This is a genomic window from Kouleothrix sp. (genome assembly GCF_046328425.1).
Lineage (GTDB): Bacteria > Chloroflexota > Chloroflexia > Chloroflexales > Roseiflexaceae > Kouleothrix.
The window spans coordinates 60,895-80,010 of sequence record NZ_JAXLWP010000026.1 but is presented as its reverse complement, the minus strand read 5'-3'; the positions used below and the strand labels follow the sequence as shown (position 1 = coordinate 80,010).

At 69.4% G+C, this 19,116-nt stretch carries 18 protein-coding genes; 15 read left to right on the top strand and 3 right to left on the bottom strand.

The window, feature by feature from the left end:
• Positions 1-214: 214 nt before the first annotated feature.
• Positions 215-2,740, bottom strand: coding sequence for a carbamoyltransferase HypF (hypF, locus tag U0177_RS22090; protein WP_409572836.1), 2,526 nt, complete (start codon positions 2,738-2,740; stop codon positions 215-217).
• Positions 2,741-3,046: 306 nt separating this feature from the next.
• On the opposite strand from hypF, the gene U0177_RS22085 reads away from it, so the two are divergent.
• The 15 genes from U0177_RS22085 to hypE all read left to right on the top strand — a co-directional run bounded on the left by U0177_RS22085 (position 3,047) and on the right by hypE (position 16,195).
• Positions 3,047-3,940 carry a DUF1641 domain-containing protein gene (locus U0177_RS22085; RefSeq protein WP_409572835.1) on the top strand — a complete coding sequence of 298 codons (894 nt, stop codon included), beginning with the start codon at positions 3,047-3,049 and terminating at the stop codon, positions 3,938-3,940.
• A 68-nt stretch (positions 3,941-4,008) separates the two neighbouring features.
• Complete coding sequence (gene hypA, locus U0177_RS22080; protein WP_409572834.1) at positions 4,009-4,377, top strand: hydrogenase maturation nickel metallochaperone HypA; 369 nt, start codon at positions 4,009-4,011, stop codon at positions 4,375-4,377.
• A gap of 251 nt (positions 4,378-4,628) precedes the next feature.
• Positions 4,629-5,306, top strand: a complete 678-nt coding sequence (gene hypB, locus U0177_RS22075) for a hydrogenase nickel incorporation protein HypB (protein ID WP_409572833.1) — start codon at positions 4,629-4,631, stop codon at positions 5,304-5,306.
• 126 nt (positions 5,307-5,432) lie between these two features.
• On the top strand, positions 5,433-6,404 hold the full coding sequence (locus tag U0177_RS22070; protein WP_409572832.1) for a hydrogenase: 972 nt from the start codon (positions 5,433-5,435) through the stop codon (positions 6,402-6,404).
• Between the two features lie 129 nt (positions 6,405-6,533).
• Positions 6,534-8,168, top strand: a complete 1,635-nt coding sequence (locus U0177_RS22065) for a nickel-dependent hydrogenase large subunit (protein ID WP_409572831.1) — start codon at positions 6,534-6,536, stop codon at positions 8,166-8,168.
• Between the two features lie 224 nt (positions 8,169-8,392).
• Entirely contained in the window at positions 8,393-8,863 is a 471-nt protein-coding gene (locus U0177_RS22060) for a hydrogenase maturation protease (RefSeq protein ID WP_409572830.1), read from the top strand.
• A gap of 14 nt (positions 8,864-8,877) precedes the next feature.
• On the top strand, positions 8,878-9,168 hold the full coding sequence (locus U0177_RS22055; RefSeq protein ID WP_409572829.1) for a hydrogenase maturation protease: 291 nt from the start codon (positions 8,878-8,880) through the stop codon (positions 9,166-9,168).
• On the top strand, positions 9,165-9,401 hold the full coding sequence (locus tag U0177_RS22050) for a hypothetical protein (RefSeq protein ID WP_409572828.1): 237 nt from the start codon (positions 9,165-9,167) through the stop codon (positions 9,399-9,401). The genes U0177_RS22055 and U0177_RS22050 overlap by 4 nt, the downstream gene beginning before the upstream one ends.
• A 39-nt stretch (positions 9,402-9,440) precedes the next feature.
• Positions 9,441-10,688 carry a hypothetical protein gene (locus U0177_RS22045; protein WP_409572827.1) on the top strand — a complete coding sequence of 416 codons (1,248 nt, stop codon included), beginning with the start codon at positions 9,441-9,443 and terminating at the stop codon, positions 10,686-10,688.
• Positions 10,660-11,019, top strand: a complete 360-nt coding sequence (locus U0177_RS22040) for a hypothetical protein (RefSeq protein WP_409572826.1) — start codon at positions 10,660-10,662, stop codon at positions 11,017-11,019. Before U0177_RS22045 ends, U0177_RS22040 begins: the two co-directional genes overlap by 29 nt.
• Positions 11,020-11,061: 42 nt before the next feature.
• Positions 11,062-11,970, top strand: coding sequence for a NifU family protein (locus U0177_RS22035; RefSeq protein WP_409572825.1), 909 nt, complete (start codon positions 11,062-11,064; stop codon positions 11,968-11,970).
• A gap of 76 nt (positions 11,971-12,046) precedes the next feature.
• The gene (locus U0177_RS22030) at positions 12,047-13,177 is read left to right on the top strand and encodes an NHL repeat-containing protein (RefSeq protein WP_409572824.1); all 1,131 of its coding nucleotides are present in this window, start codon (positions 12,047-12,049) and stop codon (positions 13,175-13,177) included.
• A gap of 227 nt (positions 13,178-13,404) precedes the next feature.
• The gene (locus U0177_RS22025; RefSeq protein ID WP_409572823.1) at positions 13,405-13,668 is read left to right on the top strand and encodes a HypC/HybG/HupF family hydrogenase formation chaperone; all 264 of its coding nucleotides are present in this window, start codon (positions 13,405-13,407) and stop codon (positions 13,666-13,668) included.
• Positions 13,665-14,783 (top strand): hydrogenase formation protein HypD, encoded by a 1,119-nt coding sequence (hypD, locus tag U0177_RS22020; protein ID WP_409572822.1) that lies wholly within the window; start codon positions 13,665-13,667, stop codon positions 14,781-14,783. The genes U0177_RS22025 and hypD overlap by 4 nt, the downstream gene beginning before the upstream one ends.
• Before the next feature lie 353 nt (positions 14,784-15,136).
• A complete protein-coding gene (gene hypE, locus U0177_RS22015; protein WP_409572821.1) occupies positions 15,137-16,195 on the top strand; it encodes a hydrogenase expression/formation protein HypE in 1,059 nt (352 codons plus the stop codon).
• Between the two features lie 34 nt (positions 16,196-16,229).
• Here the strand turns inward: hypE and U0177_RS22010 are convergent, their stop codons facing one another.
• Both U0177_RS22010 and U0177_RS22005 read right to left on the bottom strand, forming a co-directional pair.
• Positions 16,230-17,618, bottom strand: coding sequence for a WS/DGAT/MGAT family O-acyltransferase (locus tag U0177_RS22010; protein ID WP_409572820.1), 1,389 nt, complete (start codon positions 17,616-17,618; stop codon positions 16,230-16,232).
• Between the two features lie 145 nt (positions 17,619-17,763).
• Positions 17,764-19,113, bottom strand: a complete 1,350-nt coding sequence (locus U0177_RS22005; RefSeq protein ID WP_409572819.1) for a lysophospholipid acyltransferase family protein — start codon at positions 19,111-19,113, stop codon at positions 17,764-17,766.
• Positions 19,114-19,116 lie beyond the last annotated feature (3 nt).

Here is a 19,116-nt window from a genome sequence, read left to right as displayed (position 1 = left end):
GGCTATTTCGTGTGGCTGCGCCTGCCCGCCGGGCACGACGCCGCCGCGCTGCTGCCGCGCGCCGAGGCCGCCGGCGTGGCGTATGTGCCGGGGGCGCGCTTCCACACCGACGCGCGCGGCACACACGCGCTGCGGCTGGCCTTCAGCTTGTACGGCCCAGCCGAGCTACGTGAAGGCGCGCGCCGCCTTGGCGCGGCCGTGCGCGGCGCCTGAGTCAGGCAGCCAGCCCGCGCGCCATGCGCCCGGCAGCCACCGCCGCCTGCCCCAGGCTGAGGCCGCCATCGTTGGCCGGCACGCGCCGGTTGCAGTACACGCCGAAGCCGTCGTCTGCCAGCCGCTGCGCCAGCCGCTCGAGCAGCAGGCGGTTCTGAAACACGCCGCCGCTGAGCGCCACCACGCCAATGCCGGTTTCCGAGCGGACGCGCGCGCACGCCGCCGCCAGCATCTCGGCCACAGTGGCGTGAAAGCGCCCGGCGATCTGCTCTGCTGCCACGCCCGCGCGCACGTCGGCGACGATCGCGTCGAGCGCAGGGCCAACCTCGATCTGAAACGGCGCCGCGCCGGCCAGCGCAAACGGGTACGGCGCAGCCTCGCGCTCGGCCAGGGTTTCCAGCTCGATCGCCGCCTGGCCCTCGTACAGCGCCTCGCCGCGCACGCCCACCAGCGCCGCCACCGCGTCGAACAGCCGCCCCAGGCTTGAGGTGGGCGGGCTGTTCACGCCACGCGCGATCATCTGCGCCAGCACCGCCCAGCGCCCACGGTCGAGCGCGCGCGTGAACGGCAGGTCAAGCTCGGTGAATGCCGGGCCATAGCGCTGCGCCAGGTAGGCTGCCGCCACGCGCCAGGGCTGGCGCACCGCCGCGTCGCCGCCCGGCAGCGGCACATACGCCAGGTGCCCGGCGCGCGTGAAGTCGGCCAGGTCGGCCACCAGCACCTCGCAGCCCCAGATCGCTCCATCCATCCCGTAGCCGGTTCCGTCGGCGGCCACGCCGATTGCCGGCCCGTCGAGCCCGTGCTCGGCGAGCACGCTGGCGATGTGCGCGTGGTGGTGCTGCACGCCAATCTTCAGCGGCACGTCCGCGGCCAGGGCCTCTTTGGTGGCCAGGTACTCGGGGTGCAGGTCGTAGGCCAGCGCCGCCGGCGCTATATCGAACAGCCGCGCGAAGTGCGCAATGCCCTCGCGAAACGAGGCCAGCGTCTCGAGGTTTTCGAGGTCGCCGATGTGGTGGCCGACAAACGCCTGGTGGCCTTTCGCCAGGCAGAAGGTGTTCTTCAGGTGCCCGCCAACCGCCAGCACCGGGCGCGGGAACGCGAGCCGCAGCTCGATCGGCGCCGGCGCATAGCCGCGCGAGCGGCGCAGCGGCACGCCAGCCGGCTCGCCCACGCGCACCACGCGCACCACCGAGTCGTCGCAGCGCGTCAGGATCTCGCGGTTGTGCAGCAGAAACGCGTCGGCGATCGAGCCTAGCCGCTCGATCGCGTCGGCGTCGCGGTAGGCGATCGGCTCGTCGCTCAGGTTGCCGCTGGTCATCACCAGCGCGGCCGGGCGCCCCGGGCCGGCGGCCGAGGCGAACGCGCGTAGCAGCAGGTGGTGCAGCGGCGTGTACGGCAGCATAATGCCCAGCGTCCGGTGGCCGGGCGCCAGCGCCGCGGGCAGGCCGGCGCCGGGCAGCCGCTCCAGCAGCACGATCGGGCGCTGGTGCGACTCGAGCAGCGCCGCCTCGTCGGGGCCAACCGCGCACAGCGCGCGGGCCGCCTCGAGCGAGGCCACCATCAAGGCGAACGGCTTGGCCTCGCGGTGCTTGCGCGCGCGCAGCCGCTCCACCGCCGCCGGGTCGAGCGCGTCGCAGGCCAGGTGGTAGCCGCCGAGGCCCTTGATCGCCACGATCGCGCCGGCGGCAAGGTGCTGTGCGGCAGCCTCAATCGGGTCGCCGCCCGACGAAAGACCATGGACGATCGACAAAGCCGGTCTTCGGTCTTCGGTCTTTGGTCTTTCGTCTTCCGTCTTTGGTTTTTCGTCTTCCGTCTTTGGTTTTTCGTCTTCGGTCTTGGGTCTTTTGTCTTCGGTCTTGGGTCTTTCGTATTCCGTCTTTGGTCTTTCGTCTTCGGTCTTGGGTCTTCGGTCTTCGGTCTTTTGTCGATCATCCATCATCGTCGGGCGTTGCTCAAAGCGCACGGCTGGGCCGCACGCCGGGCAGGCATTCGGCTGGGCGTGAAAGCGCCGGTCGAGCGGATTCTCGTACTCGGCGCGGCAGGCCGGGCACATCGCAAAGGCGCGCATGGTCGTCTTCTCGCGGTCGTAGGGCACGTCCGCGACGATCGTGAAGCGCGGGCCGCAGTTGGTGCAGTTGATAAACGGGTAATGGTAGCGCCGGTCGGCTGGGTCGAACAGCTCGCGCAGGCAGTCGCCGCAGGTGGCCGTGTCGGGGGCGATCAGCGTGGCGCGCACGTTGGCGGCCTGGCTGTGGGCGATCGTGAAGCCAGCCTCGCCGCGCGGCGCGATCGGCTGGTGCTCGACCGCGTCGACCCGCGCCAGCGGCGGGCACTCGGCCGCCAGCGCCAGGGGCAGGGCCGCCAGCGCCTCGGGCGAGCCCTCGGCCTCGATCAGCACGCCATCGGCGTCGTTCAGCACAAAGCCGGCAAGCCCCAGGCGCAGCGCCAGCCCGTACACAAACGGGCGAAAGCCGACCCCCTGGACGATTCCGCGCACGCGCACGCGCACGCGAGCCACAGCGCTCATCGAGACCTCTTGTCAGGTATGCACAACTCTGGTAGCGGCACGGCAACGTGAGTTGCGCAACCAACACACAAAATTGCGATCAGTTAACCTTCAGTTACGATAACAACCAGTATTATACCAGACAGCATCAGCCAACTTGTCCAATATAACCAAGCCACGCCAGGCGTGCCCAGCACCGCCAGGCATGATACGCAGAATGTTCTGCACGCGCGCCAGGGCGGCGCTCTCACTCGCCCCTGCCATGGCGCCAGCACACGCATTGGCCCGACGACTGTTTTGGTGCGGATTGCAGCAGGGAGCGCTTCAATGACCAATGCCACCAACGGCCACGCCCTCAACGGCCGGCAGCACGCCGGCGCCGAACAGCTTCTCGACCGCCTCAACGAACCACGCACGCTCGACGCGCTGAACCGCCTGCTCGACCACGCCGAGCTGCTAGCGTTTTCGGCCTCGTCGCTCGACGGGCTGGTGCGCCGCAGCGATGTGATCGTCGACAACGTGGCCGCCAGCGTCGGCGAGCTGCGCGGCACCCTGCCGGCCACCCCGGCGCTCGATACCGCTGCGGCGGCCCGGCTGCTCCAGCAGCTTCCCCAGCTGCTCGAGCTGACCAACCAGCTTGGCGCGATGACCTCCAGCCCCGAGTTTCGCGCGACGCTGCGGCTGCTTGGCGACCCGGCGACGCTCGGCGCGCTGAACCGCCTGCTGGCCCACACCGACCTGATCGCCTACCTGATCGGCGCGCTCGACTTGTTCTTGCAAGGCAGCGACCGCATGGTCGACAACATCCGCGAGCTGGTGCGCGACATCGGCGCCGGCACGCCCGATGCCAGCGCCAGCCTGCTGACGCTGCTGCAAAGCCTGCACGAGCAGCGCTCGTACCTGCCGCGCCTGATCGTCGCGGTGCCGCAGTTCACCGACATTATCGAGCAAGTGGCGCCGTTTGTGTCGTCGCCTGAGTTCAGCGGCCTGCTGGCGTCGGGGCTGTTCCACACCGACACCGTGGCGCTGCTGGGGCGCGCCGGCGACGCGTTCGTAGAGGTGTACAACGAGGGCCTGAACGCCGACCGGCGGATGGGCCCGATCGCCATCCTGCGCGCGCTCAACGACCCCGATGTGCAGCGCGTGGCAGCGCTGCTGGTGGAGTTCGCGCGGCGCTTCAGCAAATCGCTCAATACGCCTATGAACGGGAAGGCTAAGTAGCGGGAGTGTAGGCGCGGCTGCCCGTCGGTGGGTGGCGCTGTGGGGCTAACGCAGCGCCAGAGAAGGCAATGCACGAGCTATCGATCGCCCATAGCCTGGTAGACCTAGCCGGCGACGCCGCGGCGCGCGCCGGTGTCGAGCGCGTGAGCGTCGTGCACCTGCGCCTAGGCGCGCTGGCCGGCGTGGTGCGCGACGCGCTCGAGTTCAGCTTCGAGGTCGCCTCGGCCGGCACGCCGCTGGCGGGCGCGCGCCTGGCGATCGAAGCCGTGCCGGTGCGCGTGTTCTGCCCGCGCTGCGAAGCCGAGGCCGAGCTTGCCGATGTGCAGCAGTTTCGCTGCCCACGCTGCGGCACACCCACCGCGCAGGTTCTGGCCGGCCGCGAGCTCGAGCTGGTGGCGTTGGAGTACGACGAGGCAGCCGCACCGCTGGGCGTATAGGGCTGTGCCAAGCCCCAGAGCCTGTTTGAAAAGCCTGTGTACCTCCAAGGAACCAAGGCACCAAGCGGTACTACGCTGAGAAATCACCAGCACGGCATACACGATCTTGGAGTGTGCCTTGGTGGTGGCTTCTCAAACAATTTCTCAGGAAGCAGGGCGAAAGACAGAAGACGAATCGGCGCCGTCTTTCGTCTTCTGTCTTTCATCAAACCCGGTTCGGATGTGTGATAGCCTGCACTAAGGACAAACCAATGCCCAGCCCACGGCTGATCGACATACGCCAGGGTGTGCTCAGCAAGAACGACCAGATCGCCGCCGAGCTGCGCGCGCGCTTCGCCCGCGACGGCGTGTTCGCCATCAATATGCTCTCGAGCCCCGGCGCCGGCAAAACCCGCCTGCTCGAAGAGACGCTGCGGCGCCTGGCCGCGCGCTACCGCGTAGCCGCGCTGGTGGGCGACCTTGCCACCGACAACGATGCCCAGCGCCTGCTGCGCAGCGGCGCGCCGGTGCGCCAGATCGAAACCGGCGACCTGTGCCACCTCGAGGCCGACATGCTGGCGCGCCACCTGGCCGAGTGGGACGTCGGCGCGCTCGATTTCTTGTTCGTCGAGAACGTCGGCAACCTGGTGTGCCCAACCGGCTACGACCTGGGCGAGTCGGCGCGCGCGGTGCTGCTCGCCGTGACGGAAGGCGAAGATAAGCCACTGAAATACCCCGCCACGTTTCTCTCGGCCGACTGCGTAGTGCTGACCAAGGCCGACCTCGCCGAGGCGGTCGAGTTCGACGCCGCCGCCGCCGAGGCGAATATCGGTGCGGTGCACCCCGGCGTGCCGGTGCTGTATACCTCGGCCAAGCGCGGCGATGGGATGGAGGCGTGGCTAGGCTGGCTGGCCCAGCGCCGCGATGCCTGGCTCGAGCGTCGGGGGTAAAGGTTTACACGTTTGAAAGGCGCACGTTCCGCTGTTGAAACCCAGAAACGTGCAACGTGCCAACCTGCAACATTCTAATCGTCTTTGGGTGGGTAGCGATCTGTTGTAGCAAGGAGGAAGCAACGCATGGCGACACTGTTGTGGTTTCAGGGCGGGGCGTGTAGCGGCAACACCATCTCGTTTCTCAATGCCGAAGAGCCGACCGCCTGCGACCTGCTGACCGACTTTGGCATCGAATTTCTCTGGCACCCATCGCTGGGCATGGAGCTGGGCGACCAGGCCCAGGCCATGTTCCGCTCGCTCGCCAGCGGCGAAAAGCCGCTGGACATCTTCGTCTACGAGGGCAGCGTCATCCGCGCGCCCAACGGCACCGGCCGCTTCAACATGTTCGCCGAGCGCCCCATGCAAGATTGGGTCAACGACCTGGCGCCGCAGGCCGGCATCGTGGTGGCGATCGGCGACTGCGCCTGCTGGGGCGGCATCCCCGCCGTCGCGCCCAACCCCTCCGACTCGGTCGGGCTGCAGTTCCTCAAGCGCGACGCCGGCGGCTTCCTGGGCAAAGACTTCCGCTCGAAGCTCGGCCTGCCGGTGATCAACATCCCCGGCTGCCCGGCCCACCCCGACTGGATCACGCAGATCGTGGTGGCGGTGGCGGCCGGCCGCGCCGGCGACCTGGCGCTCGACGAGTTCAACCGCCCGTCGACGTTCTTCACCAGCTTTACGCAGACGGGCTGCACCCGCAACCAGTACTTCGAGTACAAATCGTCGACCACCGAGTTCGGCCAGGGCACGCGCAAGGGCTGCCTGTTCTACGAGTTCGGCTGCCGCGGCCCGATGACGCACTCGCCCTGCAACCGCATCCTGTGGAACCGCCAGTCGTCGAAGACCCGCGCCGGCATGCCCTGCACCGGCTGCACCGAGCCCGAGTTCCCCTTCTTCGACCTCGCGCCCGGCTCGGTGTTCAAGACGCAGAAGATCAGCGGCACCATCCCGAAAGACATGCCCACCGGCATCGACCCGATCAGCTATATGGGCCTGGCCGCCGCCGCCCGCGTCGCCGCGCCACAGTGGTCGAAAGAAGACATGTTTGTCGTATAGCGCCGGGCCGGCATCGCCCTCGGCCTTCTGCCCTCTCCCGCGCGGGGGAGGGCAGAGGGGGTGAGGGTGCTCCAGCGCATGTCTTGAGAGCGATATCCTTCCATCACAAAACCAGTGAGGAGCTAACCAATGACCACCACCGTGAGCCGCACCAGCGCGGGGCGCATGGACCTACACGTCAGCCCGCTCGGCCGGGTCGAGGGCGACCTCGACCTGCGCGTGACGGTCGAGGACGGCGTGGTAACCCAGGCGTGGACCGAGGCGGGCATGTTCCGCGGCTTCGAGATGATCCTGAAAGGCAAAGACCCGCAGGCCGGCCTGATCGTCACGCCGCGCATCTGCGGGATCTGCGGCGGCAGCCACCTGTATAAGTCGGCTGCGGCGCTCGACGTAGCCTGGCGCACCGAGCTGCCGCCCAACGCGCTGCTGGTGCGCAATATCGCGCAGGGCTGCGAGACGCTGCAAAGCGTGCCGCGCTGGTTCTACGCGCTGTTCGCGATCGACCTGACCAACCGGCGCTACGCCAAGGCCAAAGGCTACGACGAGGCAGTGCGCCGCTTCGCCCCGCTGGTAGGCGAGGCGTACGAGCGCGGCGTCACGCTCTCGGGCAAGCCCGTGGAGGTGTACGCGATCTTCGGCGGCCAGTGGCCGCACTCGAGCTTCATGATCCCCGGCGGCGTGATGTGCGGCCCGACGCTCACCGACGTGACGCGCTCGATCGCCATTCTCGAGCAGTGGAAGAACGACTGGCTCGAAACGCAGCTGCTCGGCTGCTCGCTCGACCGCTGGATGGCGATCAAGACCTGGGAAGACCTGCTGGCATGGGCCGACGAGAACGAGGCCCAGCATAACTCCGACCTAGCCTTCTTCCTGCGCTTCGGCCTCGAGGTCGGGCTCGACAAGTTCGGCGCCGGCCACGGCAACTACCTGGCCATGGGCACCTACCTGCACCACCACAAGTACAACCGCCCGACGATCGAGGGCCGCAACGCCGCGCTGATCTCGCGCTCGGGCATCTACGCCGCCGGCAAGCACTACGAGTTCGACCAGGCCAACGTGCGCGAGGATCACACCCACTCGTTCTACCAGGGCCAGGGCCTGCTGCACCCGTTCGAGGGCCGCACCGAGCCGATCGACCCGGCCGACGGCAAGCGCCAGGGCAAGTACACCTGGGCCAAGGCGCCGCGCTACGAGATCCCCGGCCTCGGCGCGCTGCCGCTCGAAGTCGGCCCGCTGGCACGCCAAGTGGTGGCCGGCAAGCCCGGCGAAGACTGGCAGGACGTCGACCCGCTGTTCACCGACATCATCGAGAAGAAGGGCCCGAGCGTGCTGGTGCGCGCGCTGGCGCGCCTGCACGAAGAGGCCAAGCTCTACAAGAAGGTGCGCGGCTGGCTCGACGAGCTCGACCTGCACGAGCGCTTCTACATCAAGCCGACCGAGTATGAGTCCGGCAAGGGCTTTGGCGCCACCGAGGCGGCGCGCGGCGCCCTGGCCGACTGGATCGTGCTCGAAAACGGCAAGATCGCCAACTACCAGGTGATCACGCCAACCGCCTGGAACATTGGCCCGCGCGATAACCGCGAGGTCAATGGCCCGATGGAGCAGGCCTACGTCGGCGCGACAATCCAGGATCCATCCGACCCGGTCGAGCTCGGCCACGTCGCCCGCAGCTTCGACTCGTGCCTGGTCTGCACTGTGCACGCCTATGATGCGAAGACCGGCAAGCAGCTCGCGCATTTCAAGATCGGCGAGGGCATGCGCTAGCGCGCAGTGCCGATCGCCGGCCGTAGGTTCGGGCGCGCGGCCTGCGCCGCTCGGCCCCGAATCTGCACGAGCCACGCGGTCGTCTCCCGCTTTGTCTCGTGGTGCGGTCGCAGAGCGACCGCACCACGAGGCGGCAGGCAGAATCGGCGTACGATGCGGCCCAGCGCGTACGTCGCGTAATCGACAGCCGGCGATCGAAGCTGTAGCTACAAACGGACTGAAACATGGATACACTCGTAATCGGCTGTGGCAACCTGCTGCGCGGCGACGACGGCGTCGGCCCGATCCTCATCCGCCGGATGTGGGAGATCGGCCTGCCCGCCGGGGTGCGCGTGGCCGACGGCGGCACCGCTGGCATGGACGTGGCCTTCAAGATGCGCGGCGCCGATCGGGTGATCATCGTCGACGCAGCCTGGACTGGCGCGGCACCCGGCACGCTGTTCCAGGTTCCCGGCGAAGAGCTTGAGAACCTGCCGCCGCTCGGCGCCAACCTGCACGCCTTCCGCTGGGATCACGCGCTGGCGTTCGGGCGCTGGCTGCTGAAAGACGAGTACCCGCACGATATCACCGTGTACCTGATCGAGGGCGAGTGCTTCGAGCATGGCGCTCCGCTCAGCACCGCCGTGGCCGCGACAATGGAAAGCCTGGCCCAGCAGCTGGCTAGCGGCGCCGCCCTGGCGCTCGGCGCCAGCTAGTGGTTGCGCACACGATGAGCACGATTCAGCTGGAGCTGACCGAGCGCGGCTACCTGCACCTGCCTGCCGACCTGGCCAGGCAGCGTTTCCCCGGCGATGTGCTGGTGGCGCTGGTGCGCGCGCCCGAGCTGTGGCTGCTGCCGCTGCGCGGGCCGGGCGCCGGCGGGCTGCTGCTCAAGCAGCGCAACCGCGACGGCGACCGCAGCGTGCTGCTGGCCGAGCTGCTGCCGGCCGGCACCGCGCCCGGCCCGCGCCTGGCCTTCTGGGACGAGCGGGCCGGCGCACTGCGCATGGTGCTGCAATGAGCGCGCCCAATTCGGATGACCCGTGGGCCATCCCTGAAGACGCGATCGGCGTCACTACGCTGATCGGCCAGGAGAATGGCCAGTGGGTGGTGTACCTCGAGGTCGCGTTTCGCGACGGCGTGCGCCGCCACCGCATCCAGGCCTACCCAACCGAGCGCAAGGCCCGCGTCGCCGCCGATATGATGCGCCGCGCCGCGCTACGCGACCGGCCGTTTCGCGACGAAGGTGCCTAGCTGGGCATCCCAACCGCCGCGCGAGATCATAGGAGAATTATGACCACGCTTGCACTTCGCCCGCAGCCGCTCGGCGTGTTCGCGCTGCCGGCCGGCTACCTGGTGCTGCCGCCTGCCGCTGGCTCCGCCGACATCGCCGCCGAGCTGCTGGCCGGGCGCGCGCCCGCCAGCTTCCCGCCCGAGCTGCGCTTCTACGCACTGGCGCTCCAGGGCGATGCCCAGGCCGCGCTCGCAGCGCTCGAGGGCGACACGACGCCCGAGGCGGCCTACAACCGCCTGGTGCTCGGCGGCGACCCGGCCGACTACGCGCGGCTGCGCGGCGAGCTGCGCGGCGAGCTGGCGCAGCTGCTCGACCTGGCGGCCTACACACTCGGCTGGGCCGAGGCGCCGCCCGCGCGCGGCGCGGCCGATGGCGAGCTGGCGGCGTGCGTGCTCGCCGCCCACGCCACGTTGGCGATCGAGCGCGGCGACGACGCATCAGCGATCGAGCTGCTCGACGCCGCGATCGACGCCGCGCGCCCGGTGTCGCCGCTGCTGGCCGCGCAGCTACTCGGCGACATCGCCGACCTGCAGGCGCAGGACGGGGCGGGCGCGGCTGCGGTGCTGCGGCTGCGCGAGGCGCTCGACCTGCTGGCCGGCGACGCCATGCCCGACCTGCGCGCCCAGCTGGCGCTGCGGCTCGGCATGCTCTACCAGGATCTGGCGCGCGGCCAGCGCGGCCCGCTGCTCGAGGCCGCCAAGTGCTACCAGGAGGCGCTGAAGACCTACACCCGCGACGCCGCGCCCGAGCTGTACGCGCTTGCGCAGAACAACCTGGCGCTGGCGTACCTAGCTATGCCGCTGACCGAGTCGAGCGACCAGCTGCGCATGGCGATCGGCGTGCAGGGCCTGCGCGAGGCGCTGAAGATTTTCACGCGCGAAACCCACCCCGACCGCTGGGCCAGCGCCCAGCTTAACCTGGCCAACGCGCTGCAGTACCTGCCCTCGGCGCACCCCGAAGACCACCTTGCCGAGGCGGTCGAGCTGTACGAAGAGCTGCTCGGCGCGCGCGACCCGGCGCGCGACCCGCTGGGCTACGCCCGGCTGCTGGCCAACCAGGGCAACGCGCTGGCGCACCTCGGCATCTTCCGCCACGCGCGCGAGAAGCTCGACGCCGCGCGCGCGCTGTTCGAGCGCCACGGCGACCCGGCCTCGGCCGAGGCGGTGGCCGAGGTGCTGGCGACGATCGACGCGAGCGAGCACGCCACACAGGACGAGCATGGAAGCATACCAGCGCCAGCAGTTTGATTTCCTGCTGCTCACGGCGGTCGAGCGCTTCGCCGAGCGGATCGTGCAGCGCTGCGGCGGGCCTGGCCAGGCCCTCGCGCAGCTGCGCGCCGACCCGCAGGGCGAGGGCATCTGGCTCGACTCGTTCGCGCAGGCGATCTTCCGCGATTTCCTGCTCGACAATGCCGCCGGCGCGTGCTTTGTGCTTCAGGCGCTCGCCCGCCGCAGCGCCACAGCGCCATCCGCCGGCCCAATCGAGGCCATGCTCGGCCAGCTCGCGCTGCGCGCCTTCGCCGACCTGCTGGCCGCCAAGGCCGAAGAGGCGCTCGAGCAGCAGGCCAGCTACAGCTGAGAACACGTACGGCGTAACTCGTGATAATGAGAGGTTGTCTGAATGACCCAGGCACTGAACGGCCACGCGGCGGCCGCACCTGCCGCAGCCCCGGCCAGCGGCCCCGCGCCCGACGAGCTTGAGCGCCTGGCCGCGCGCGTCGACAAGGCCGTCGAGGCTGCCAGCCAGCTCGACGAGAATGGCCGCGCCCGCGCCGACGAGCTGAAGCAGGCGATCGAGGCGTTTCACAAAGCCGCGATCGTCCAAATAGTGCAGCGGCTGAAGCACGACCCGCGCGGCAAAGAGCTGCTGTTCGAGCTGGTCGACGACCCGCTGGTGCGCGCGCTGTTTGCCATGCACGGCGTCATCCGCGCCGACATGACCACCCGCGTCGCGCGGGTCATCGACGCGGTGCGCCCGTACATGCGCTCGCACGGCGGCGATGTCGAGCTGGTGGAGGTGCGCGACCGCGTGGCCTACGTGCGGCTGCACGGCAGCTGCAACGGCTGCTCAATGGCCGCCGTGACACTGCGCGAGGGTGTTGAAGAAGCGCTGCGCGCGAATGTGCCCGAGATCGCCGGCATCGAGGTTGTGCCGAATGAGCCTGGCCCGGCGCTGATCATGCCCGAGACGATTGGCGTGCGCGACCGGCTGGCCGGCTGGGTCGCCGGGCCGCGCGTCGAGGAGCTGCCGCCTGGCAGCCTGCGCCGGCTCGACGCCGAGGCCGCCAGCATTCTGCTGATCAACACCGACAACCGGCTGAGCGCCTTTCGCAATGCCTGCGCCCACCAGGGCCTGCCGCTCGACGGCGGGCTGTTCGACGCGGCATCGGGCACGCTAAGCTGCCCCTGGCACGGCTTCTGTTACGACACCACCAGCGGCGAGTGCCTGACGGCCCCACAGGCCCAGCTCGAGCAGTTCCCGCTGCGCGTCGAAGATGGCCGGATCTGGGTGAGGCCGTCTGCTGGGTAGGCATCGTTACCGTCCACAGGCTGCGCAGCTCTGCGCAATCTGTGGATGATTTCAATTTCAATTTGGGATGGGCATTATGTCGCTCGCTCTGGACCAATTCACCGCGCGCCCGCTCCTGCGCCTCGGCGCCGAGTCGCCTGGCGGGCTGGCGCTGCCGCCGGCCGAACCTACGCCGTCGCAGCTCTACGCGCCGCGCGGCGTGTACATCGACGACAGCCTGCTGGTGGTGGCCGACTCGGGCAATCACCGCGTGCTGATCTGGCACGGCCTGCCCGCGCGCGACGGCCAGGCGGCCGACGTGGTGCTCGGCCAGCCCGGCTTCTTCAGCGAAGGGCCGCGCGCCGCCGGACGTGGGCCGCAGAACGGCCTGCACCTGCCAACCGGCGTGCTGGTGATCGACGGGCGGCTGTATGTCGCCGACGCCTGGCACCACCGCGTGCTGGTGTGGCAGCGCGTGCCCGAGCACTCCGACACCCCGCCGGACTATGCGCTCGGCCAGGACGCGCTCGACGCGGTCGAGCCTAATCGCGGCGGCTCGGTCGGCGCCACCGGCCTGTACTGGCCGTATGGCATCGGCTGGGTCGCCGGCTGGTTCTACGTCGCCGACACCGGCAACCGCCGCGTGCTGGGCTGGCATGGCCTGCCCGCGCCAGGGCAGCCGGCCGACCTGGTGCTCGGCCAGCCCACGCCCGCCGACCACGCCGAGAACCGCGATGGCCCGCCGTCCGCCAATTCGTTCCGCTGGCCGCACGCGATTGCCGGCGACGAGCGCACGCTCTACGTGGCCGACGCCGGCAACCACCGCATCCTCGGCTGGTCGCCCGCGCCCACGCGCGACCAGCCGGCCGACCTGGTGCTTGGCCAGCCCGACATGGCCAGCGCGCGCGAGCTGCCGCACGCGCCGCAGGGGCCAAGCAAGCTGCGCTTCCCATACGCCGTGGCCTGCGCGAATGGCGTGCTGGTGGCCGCCGACACCGCCAACAACCGCGCGCTGGTGTGGGCCGAGCTGCCGCGCTCCGGCGCGTTCCACCCCGCCGCCGCCGTGCTCGGCCAGGACGACTTCGCCGGCAGCGGCGAGAACCGCTGGCGCGCCGTCGCGCCCGATACGCTGTGCTGGCCCTACGGGCTGCACCTGCACGGCGGGCGCCTGGCGATCACCGACTCGGGCAATAATCGCGTGATGATCTGGTCGCTCGCGCAGCCGTAGGCCGCGCGCTTGACTGCGGCGCGCGCCGCGCATGGTATGATTGTAGGGCGCTCCGCTGGGTTCAATATAGGCAGCCTTGCCCTTTCTCCTGCCCGTGCGCAGGAGGGAAATCATCTTGGCGTGGTGGCGCCGTCGCGGATCGGCTGGGCCACGCCAACACCGCAACCCCGCCGGCAGGCGGGAAGCAGGGGCAGGTGCTGAGGGGCCACAAAGTTAAGGAGGAAGCAATGTGCCTTGGCATCCCCGGCCGGATCATGGAGATCTACGACATGAACGGCGCCCGCATGGGCAAAGTCGACTTCAACGGCATTGAGAAGGAAGTCTGCCTGGCGTACCTGCCCGACATCGCCGTGGGCGACTATACCATCGTGCACGTCGGCTTCGCGATCACCCGGCTCGACGAGCAGTCGGCGCTTGAGACGCTTGAGCTGTTCCACAACCTCGGCCTGCTCGACGAAGAGCTGAACGCCAGCGCGGAGACGCTACCATGAAATACCTGGACGAGTACCGCGATCCCGAACTGGCACAGCGGCTGTTCGACCAGATCCGGCGGCTCACCACCCGCCCGTGGGCGCTGATGGAGGTGTGCGGCGGCCAGACCCACTCGATCATCCGCAATGGCATCGACCAGCTGCTGCCGCCCGAGATCGAGCTGATCCACGGCCCCGGCTGCCCGGTGTGCGTCACGCCGCTCGCGATCATCGACAAGGCCCTGGCGATCGCCGCGACGCCCGGCGTGATCTTCTGCTCGTTCGGCGATATGCTGCGCGTGCCCGGCAGCGGCAAAGACCTGTTCCGCGTCAAGAGCGAGGGCGGCGACGTGCGGATCGTCTATTCGCCGCTCGACGCCGTGAAGCTTGCCCAGCAGAACCCCGGCCGCGAGGTCGTGTTCTTCGGCATCGGGTTCGAGACAACCGCGCCGGCCAATGCCATGGCGCTGTTCCAGGCCCGCAACCTCGGCCTGCGCAATTTCTCGATGCTGGCCTCCCACGTGCTGGTGCCGCCGGCGATCTCGGCGCTGATGGAGTCGCCTACCAACCGCGTGCAGGCGTTTCTGGCGGCCGGCCACGTGTGCAGCGTGATGGGCACCTGGCAGTACAGCCCGCTGGTCGAAAAATACCGCGTGCCGATCGTCGTCACCGGCTTCGAGCCGCTCGACGTACTCGAGGGCATCCGCCGCGCCGTCACGCAGCTCGAGCAGGGCCGCGCCGAGCTCGAGAATGCCTACCCGCGCGCGGTGCGGCCCGAGGGCAACCAGCCGGCCCAGCAGATGCTCGCCGACGTGTTTGAGGTGACCGACCGGGCCTGGCGCGGCATTGGCACCATTCCGCAGAGCGGCTGGCGCCTAAGCGAGAAATACCGCGAGTTCGACGCCGAGAGCCGCTTCGCCGTGGCCGACATCCACACCGCCGAGTCGCCGCTATGCCACAGCGGCGAGGTGCTGCAGGGCCTGCTTAAGCCCAACCAGTGCCCGGCGTTCGGCAAGCAGTGCACGCCGCGCAACCCGCTCGGCGCCACCATGGTGTCGAGCGAAGGCGCCTGCGCGGCATACTATCAGTATGGCCGTTTCATCCGCCCGGAAGAGGTGGGGGTGGCGCTGCGGTAGGGCCGTTTCGTGGCCGAGGAAGACCGAAGACCGAAGACCGAAGACCGAAGACCAAAGACCAAAGACCGAAGACCAAAGACCGAAGACCGAAGACCAAAGACCGAAGACCGAAGACCAAAGACCAAAGACCGAAGACCGAAGACCAAAGACCGAAGACCAAAGACCGAAGACCGAAGACCGAAGACCGAAGACCGAAGACCAAAGACCAAAGACCCTGGACATTCGTCCTCTGTCCTTCGTCCTCTGTCCTTCGTCCTTCGTCCTCTGTCCTTCGTCCTCTGTCCTTCGTCCTCTGTCCTTCGTCCTCTGTCCTTCGTCCTTCGTCTGGAGCTGGCGATAGTAGGATTCGACCGATGAGTAATGATCTGGACTTCAGCGGCTGGAGCTGCCCGCTGCCGCTGCGCGACCACCCGAATATTGTGATGGGCCACGGCGGCGGCGGCAAGCTCTCGGCCGAGCTGGTCGAGCACCTGTTTCTGCCGGCGTTCGCGAGCGATATCGGCGCGCAGCTGGGCGACTCGGCGGTGGTCGAGGTCGCGGGCGCGCGCCTGGCCTACTCGACCGACTCGTTCGTGGTGCGCCCGCTGTTCTTCCCCGGCGGCAACATTGGCGAGCTGGCGGTGAACGGCACGGTAAACGATATCGCCATGAGCGGCGCGCGGCCGCTGTTCCTCAGCGCCGGGTTCATCATCGAAGAGGGCATGCCGCTCGACCAGCTTGCTGCAATCGCCCAGTCGATGGGCGCGGCCGCGCGCGCGGCCGGCGTGGCACTGGTGACGGGCGATACCAAGGTGGTCGATCGCGGCCACGGCGACGGCGTGTACATCAACACCAGCGGCTTCGGCACTGTGCCGGCGGGCCTGCGGATCGGCCCGGCCCAGGCGCGCCCCGGCGACGCGGTGCTTGTGAGCGGCGACCTGGGCGTGCACGGCGTGGCGATCCTGAGCGTGCGCGAGGGCCTTGAGTTCGGCGCGCCGGTTGAATCCGACACCGCCGCGCTCAATGGGCTGGTGGCCGCGCTGCTGGCCGAGACGCCCGAAATTCACGTGCTGCGCGACCCGACGCGCGGCGGGCTGGCCTCGACGCTGAACGAGATCGCAGCGGCCTCGCGCGTGGGCATCGCGATCGAAGAGCGCAAGCTGCCCGTGCCCGACGCAGTGCGCGCCGCCTGCGATCTACTGGGGATGGATCCGATCTATGTGGCGAACGAGGGCAAGCTCGTGGCGATCGCCCCGGCAGAGCACGCCGAGCGGCTGCTGGCGTGCATGCAGGCCCACCCGCTCGGCCGCCGCGCCGCAATCATTGGCCGCATCGTCGCCGACCACCCCGGCGTGGTGGTGGCGCGCACCGGCATCGGCGGGATGCGCGTGGTCGATATGATGATCGGCGAGCAGCTGCCGCGGATCTGCTAGCGCGCGGCGCTGCGAACCACGCGGCCGCGCTGCGCTACTCCTGCGCCGAAGGCGCGAGCTTGAGCAGCGTCTCGAACTCGTCGTGGAACGCCACGACGATCCGGTCGGGGTCGGGCACCAGGCCCGTATCGGTGGCGACGCCAAGCGTGACATCGCCGGCATAGCTGAGGATGCTGACGCCGAGGCCCAGCCGGCCCGACTGTGGCACCCAGAACATCACCTGGCGCAGCGGCACGCCGGCCATGTAGATCGTCTCGCGCGGGCCGGGCACGTTGGTCATCACGGCGGTGGCCTTCGCGCCGAAGATCGTCAGGCCCACATTCTCGAGCTGGCTCGGCAGCAGGCCCATCACATTCAGCACGCCAAACGCCACCAGCGCCTCGGGCGAGTTCTTCAGCGCAGCCATGCGCTCCTTCAGGTCGAACAGGCGGTCGAGCGGGTCGTCGGCGCCGACCGGCAGCGCCAGGAACACCAGCCCAAAGCGGTTGCCGAGTGTCGGCGGCTCGTCGGCGGCGCGCAGGTTCACCGGCACCGCCGCGCGAATGTCGAGCCCGTCGACGGCCTGGCCGCGCTCCTGAAGGTAGCGGCGCAGCGCGCCCGTCACCGCCGCCAGCAGCACGTCGTTCACCGTGCCGCCCACCGCCCGGCCGATCGCCTTGACGGTATCGAGCGGGATTGGCTGCGACCATGCCGCGCGCTTCGCGACGCCCAGCGGCCCTTTGAACACGGTCTGCGGGTCGGGGCTCATCAGCACCAGCCGGCTCAGCGCGGTGGCCCCGCTGAGGCTCAGCTTGGCGGCCTCGGCCAGCTTGGCCGGGTCGAACAGCGCGCTGATCCCGTCGCCGACGGCGCGCTCGGCCGAGCGCACTGTTGCGTTCACTGCGGCAATCGTGCCGCCAGGCTCGCGCTCGGGCGCGGGCGCCTCGGGGGTGGCGCTAGGCCAGGGCGCGTCGGCCGTGGCGTCGGTCATCGAGAGCAGCACGCGGATCAGCGCAATGCCATCGGCGATGCAGTGGTGCAGCCGGCCCAGCAGCACGCAGCCGCCGTTGTAGTTTTCGATCAGGTGGTACTGCCACGGCGATTTGCTGAAGTCGACCGGCGTGCTCATCATGTCGCTCACCAGCTCTTGCAGCGCGGCCTGGTCGTGCGGGGCTGGCAGCGCGATCCGGCGCAGGTGCGCGCTCAGGGTGAAGTTCGGGTCGTCCTCCCAGCGCGCGCCATCGGCGCTTGTCACCACGCGCTGGCGGAAGCGCCGGTGGCTCAGCATGCGATGCTCAAAGGTCGCGCGCAGGCGTTCGAAGTCGAGCGGCTGGTCGAAGATCATGATCCCGGTGACCATCATCAGGTTGGTCGGGTCTTCCATGCGCAGCCAGGCGTGATCGACCGGGGAAAGCTGCTCGCCGCGACTGGGTTTCGATGGCATCGCATACCTCTTAAAGCTGTCTGAAGCTGGCGGGTGGCGGCCACCCGCCAGAAAAGAGGTGCGCGAAAGGCGTAGCCCCTCGCACTGCCCCTTTTCAGGCAGGTTCTTATCTTACGGGGCTTACGCGGCTGCCCGCGCATCGGCGCTAGAACACCGATTCGCGCCTGGCTAGCTGCGCGTCGAGCAGCGCCTGGAGCCGGTCGCGCGCCTCGCCGGCCAGCCGGCCCAGCACCGCCGTATCAGTGGCCGCGTCGGCGCCATAGCCGCTCGTGTCGATCGGCTCGCCGAATGCCAGCGACCAGCGCGAGGGCAGCGGCAGCAGCCCGAGTGGCCCCAGCCACGGGAACAGCGGCGTGAGCGGGAAGAACGGCAGCCGCAGCATCTGCGCCAGCGGGTGGGCATCGGCCAGCATCGGGTAGGTCTCTTCCGAGCCGACCACCGCCACCGGCACAATCGGCGCGCCTGCGGCGATCGCCAGCCCCACCGAGCCATTGCGGCGGAAGCGCTGCAGCCGGTAGCGGTTGCGAAAGAGCTTCCCAAGCCCGCCCACGCCCTCGGGGAAAATGCACACCAGCTGGCCGTCGGCCAGCAGCCCCGCGCCATTCTCGGGCGTGTCGGCCACCTGGCCGAATGTCTCGAGCGCCGTCGCCACGCCCGGCAGCGCCCGAAAGGCCGGCGGGTACAGGCTGCGCACCACGCGCGGGCTGGAGTGCTCTTCGAGCACCGACGTGGCGATCATCATGCTGTCCCACGGCAGCACGCCGCCGTGGTTCGCCAGCAGCAGCGCCGGGCCTGCGGCCGGCACGTGCTCGAGGCCGCTGCTGCTGGTGCGCCAGTAGGTCCGGTACATAAACGTACTGAACGGCCGCACCAGCTCGACTAGCTCGGCGTCCATGCCATAGGCGTCGGTGGTATGCTCGCCACGCCGGCGGCGCTGGATCATGCCCACCACCTCTTCGACCTGGTAGCGCAGCACCATGCTGACGCCGCGCCAGAAATCGGGGTCGAGGTAGTCGCTGCTCACGTTCTGGCGGATGAGCGTGATCGCGCGCTGCAGCGCCTCGGGGGCCATGCGGCGGAGGTTCTCGCGGATCAGGCGCAGCGCCTGGCCGGCCATGTCGCGGGCCTGCTCGTTGCCGGCGCCGGTATGGTTGCGGATCTCGACTTCGAGCTCCTGCACCTCGGCGGCGATCTGCGCCAGCGGGTCGTCGGCGGGGGCCGGCTCAGCCGGCGCTGCGTCGGCGTGCTCGATCGCGATCTCGTCGGCGGCCGCAGGCGCCGCGACCTCGATCGCGATCTCGTCGGCGGCCGCAGGCGCAGCGACCTCGATCGCGATCTCGTCGGCGGCATCGGGGGCGGCCAGCGCGGCGTGCTGCCGGCAGAAGCGCTGGCCGCCAAGCGCGCGGTTGCGGCATGGCTGGCCGCTGCGCGTGATCGCCTGGCAGCGCGGCGCGGCAGAGGCGTTGGTGGAAAGATCGTTGGCCTGATCGTCCATGGG

Excerpts from the sequence above, each read along its gene's own strand:
- hypB (WP_409572833.1), top strand. The coding sequence starts at position 4,629 with ATGCCCAGCCCACGGCTGATCGACATACGCCAGGGTGTGCTCAGCAAG.
- hypD (WP_409572822.1), top strand. The coding sequence starts at position 13,665 with ATGAAATACCTGGACGAGTACCGCGATCCCGAACTGGCACAGCGGCTG.
- U0177_RS22005 (WP_409572819.1), bottom strand. The coding sequence starts at position 19,113 with ATGGACGATCAGGCCAACGATCTTTCCACCAACGCCTCTGCCGCGCCG.
- U0177_RS22070 (WP_409572832.1), top strand. The coding sequence starts at position 5,433 with ATGGCGACACTGTTGTGGTTTCAGGGCGGGGCGTGTAGCGGCAACACC.
- U0177_RS22045 (WP_409572827.1), top strand. The coding sequence starts at position 9,441 with ATGACCACGCTTGCACTTCGCCCGCAGCCGCTCGGCGTGTTCGCGCTG.
- U0177_RS22035 (WP_409572825.1), top strand. The coding sequence starts at position 11,062 with ATGACCCAGGCACTGAACGGCCACGCGGCGGCCGCACCTGCCGCAGCC.
- U0177_RS22060 (WP_409572830.1), top strand. The coding sequence starts at position 8,393 with ATGGATACACTCGTAATCGGCTGTGGCAACCTGCTGCGCGGCGACGAC.
- U0177_RS22025 (WP_409572823.1), top strand. The coding sequence starts at position 13,405 with ATGTGCCTTGGCATCCCCGGCCGGATCATGGAGATCTACGACATGAAC.
- U0177_RS22010 (WP_409572820.1), bottom strand. The coding sequence starts at position 17,618 with ATGCCATCGAAACCCAGTCGCGGCGAGCAGCTTTCCCCGGTCGATCAC.
- U0177_RS22055 (WP_409572829.1), top strand. The coding sequence starts at position 8,878 with ATGAGCACGATTCAGCTGGAGCTGACCGAGCGCGGCTACCTGCACCTG.
- hypA (WP_409572834.1), top strand. The coding sequence starts at position 4,009 with ATGCACGAGCTATCGATCGCCCATAGCCTGGTAGACCTAGCCGGCGAC.
- U0177_RS22065 (WP_409572831.1), top strand. The coding sequence starts at position 6,534 with ATGACCACCACCGTGAGCCGCACCAGCGCGGGGCGCATGGACCTACAC.
- U0177_RS22040 (WP_409572826.1), top strand. The coding sequence starts at position 10,660 with ATGGAAGCATACCAGCGCCAGCAGTTTGATTTCCTGCTGCTCACGGCG.
- U0177_RS22050 (WP_409572828.1), top strand. The coding sequence starts at position 9,165 with ATGAGCGCGCCCAATTCGGATGACCCGTGGGCCATCCCTGAAGACGCG.
- U0177_RS22030 (WP_409572824.1), top strand. The coding sequence starts at position 12,047 with ATGTCGCTCGCTCTGGACCAATTCACCGCGCGCCCGCTCCTGCGCCTC.
- hypF (WP_409572836.1), bottom strand. The coding sequence starts at position 2,740 with ATGAGCGCTGTGGCTCGCGTGCGCGTGCGCGTGCGCGGAATCGTCCAG.
- U0177_RS22085 (WP_409572835.1), top strand. The coding sequence starts at position 3,047 with ATGACCAATGCCACCAACGGCCACGCCCTCAACGGCCGGCAGCACGCC.
- hypE (WP_409572821.1), top strand. The coding sequence starts at position 15,137 with ATGAGTAATGATCTGGACTTCAGCGGCTGGAGCTGCCCGCTGCCGCTG.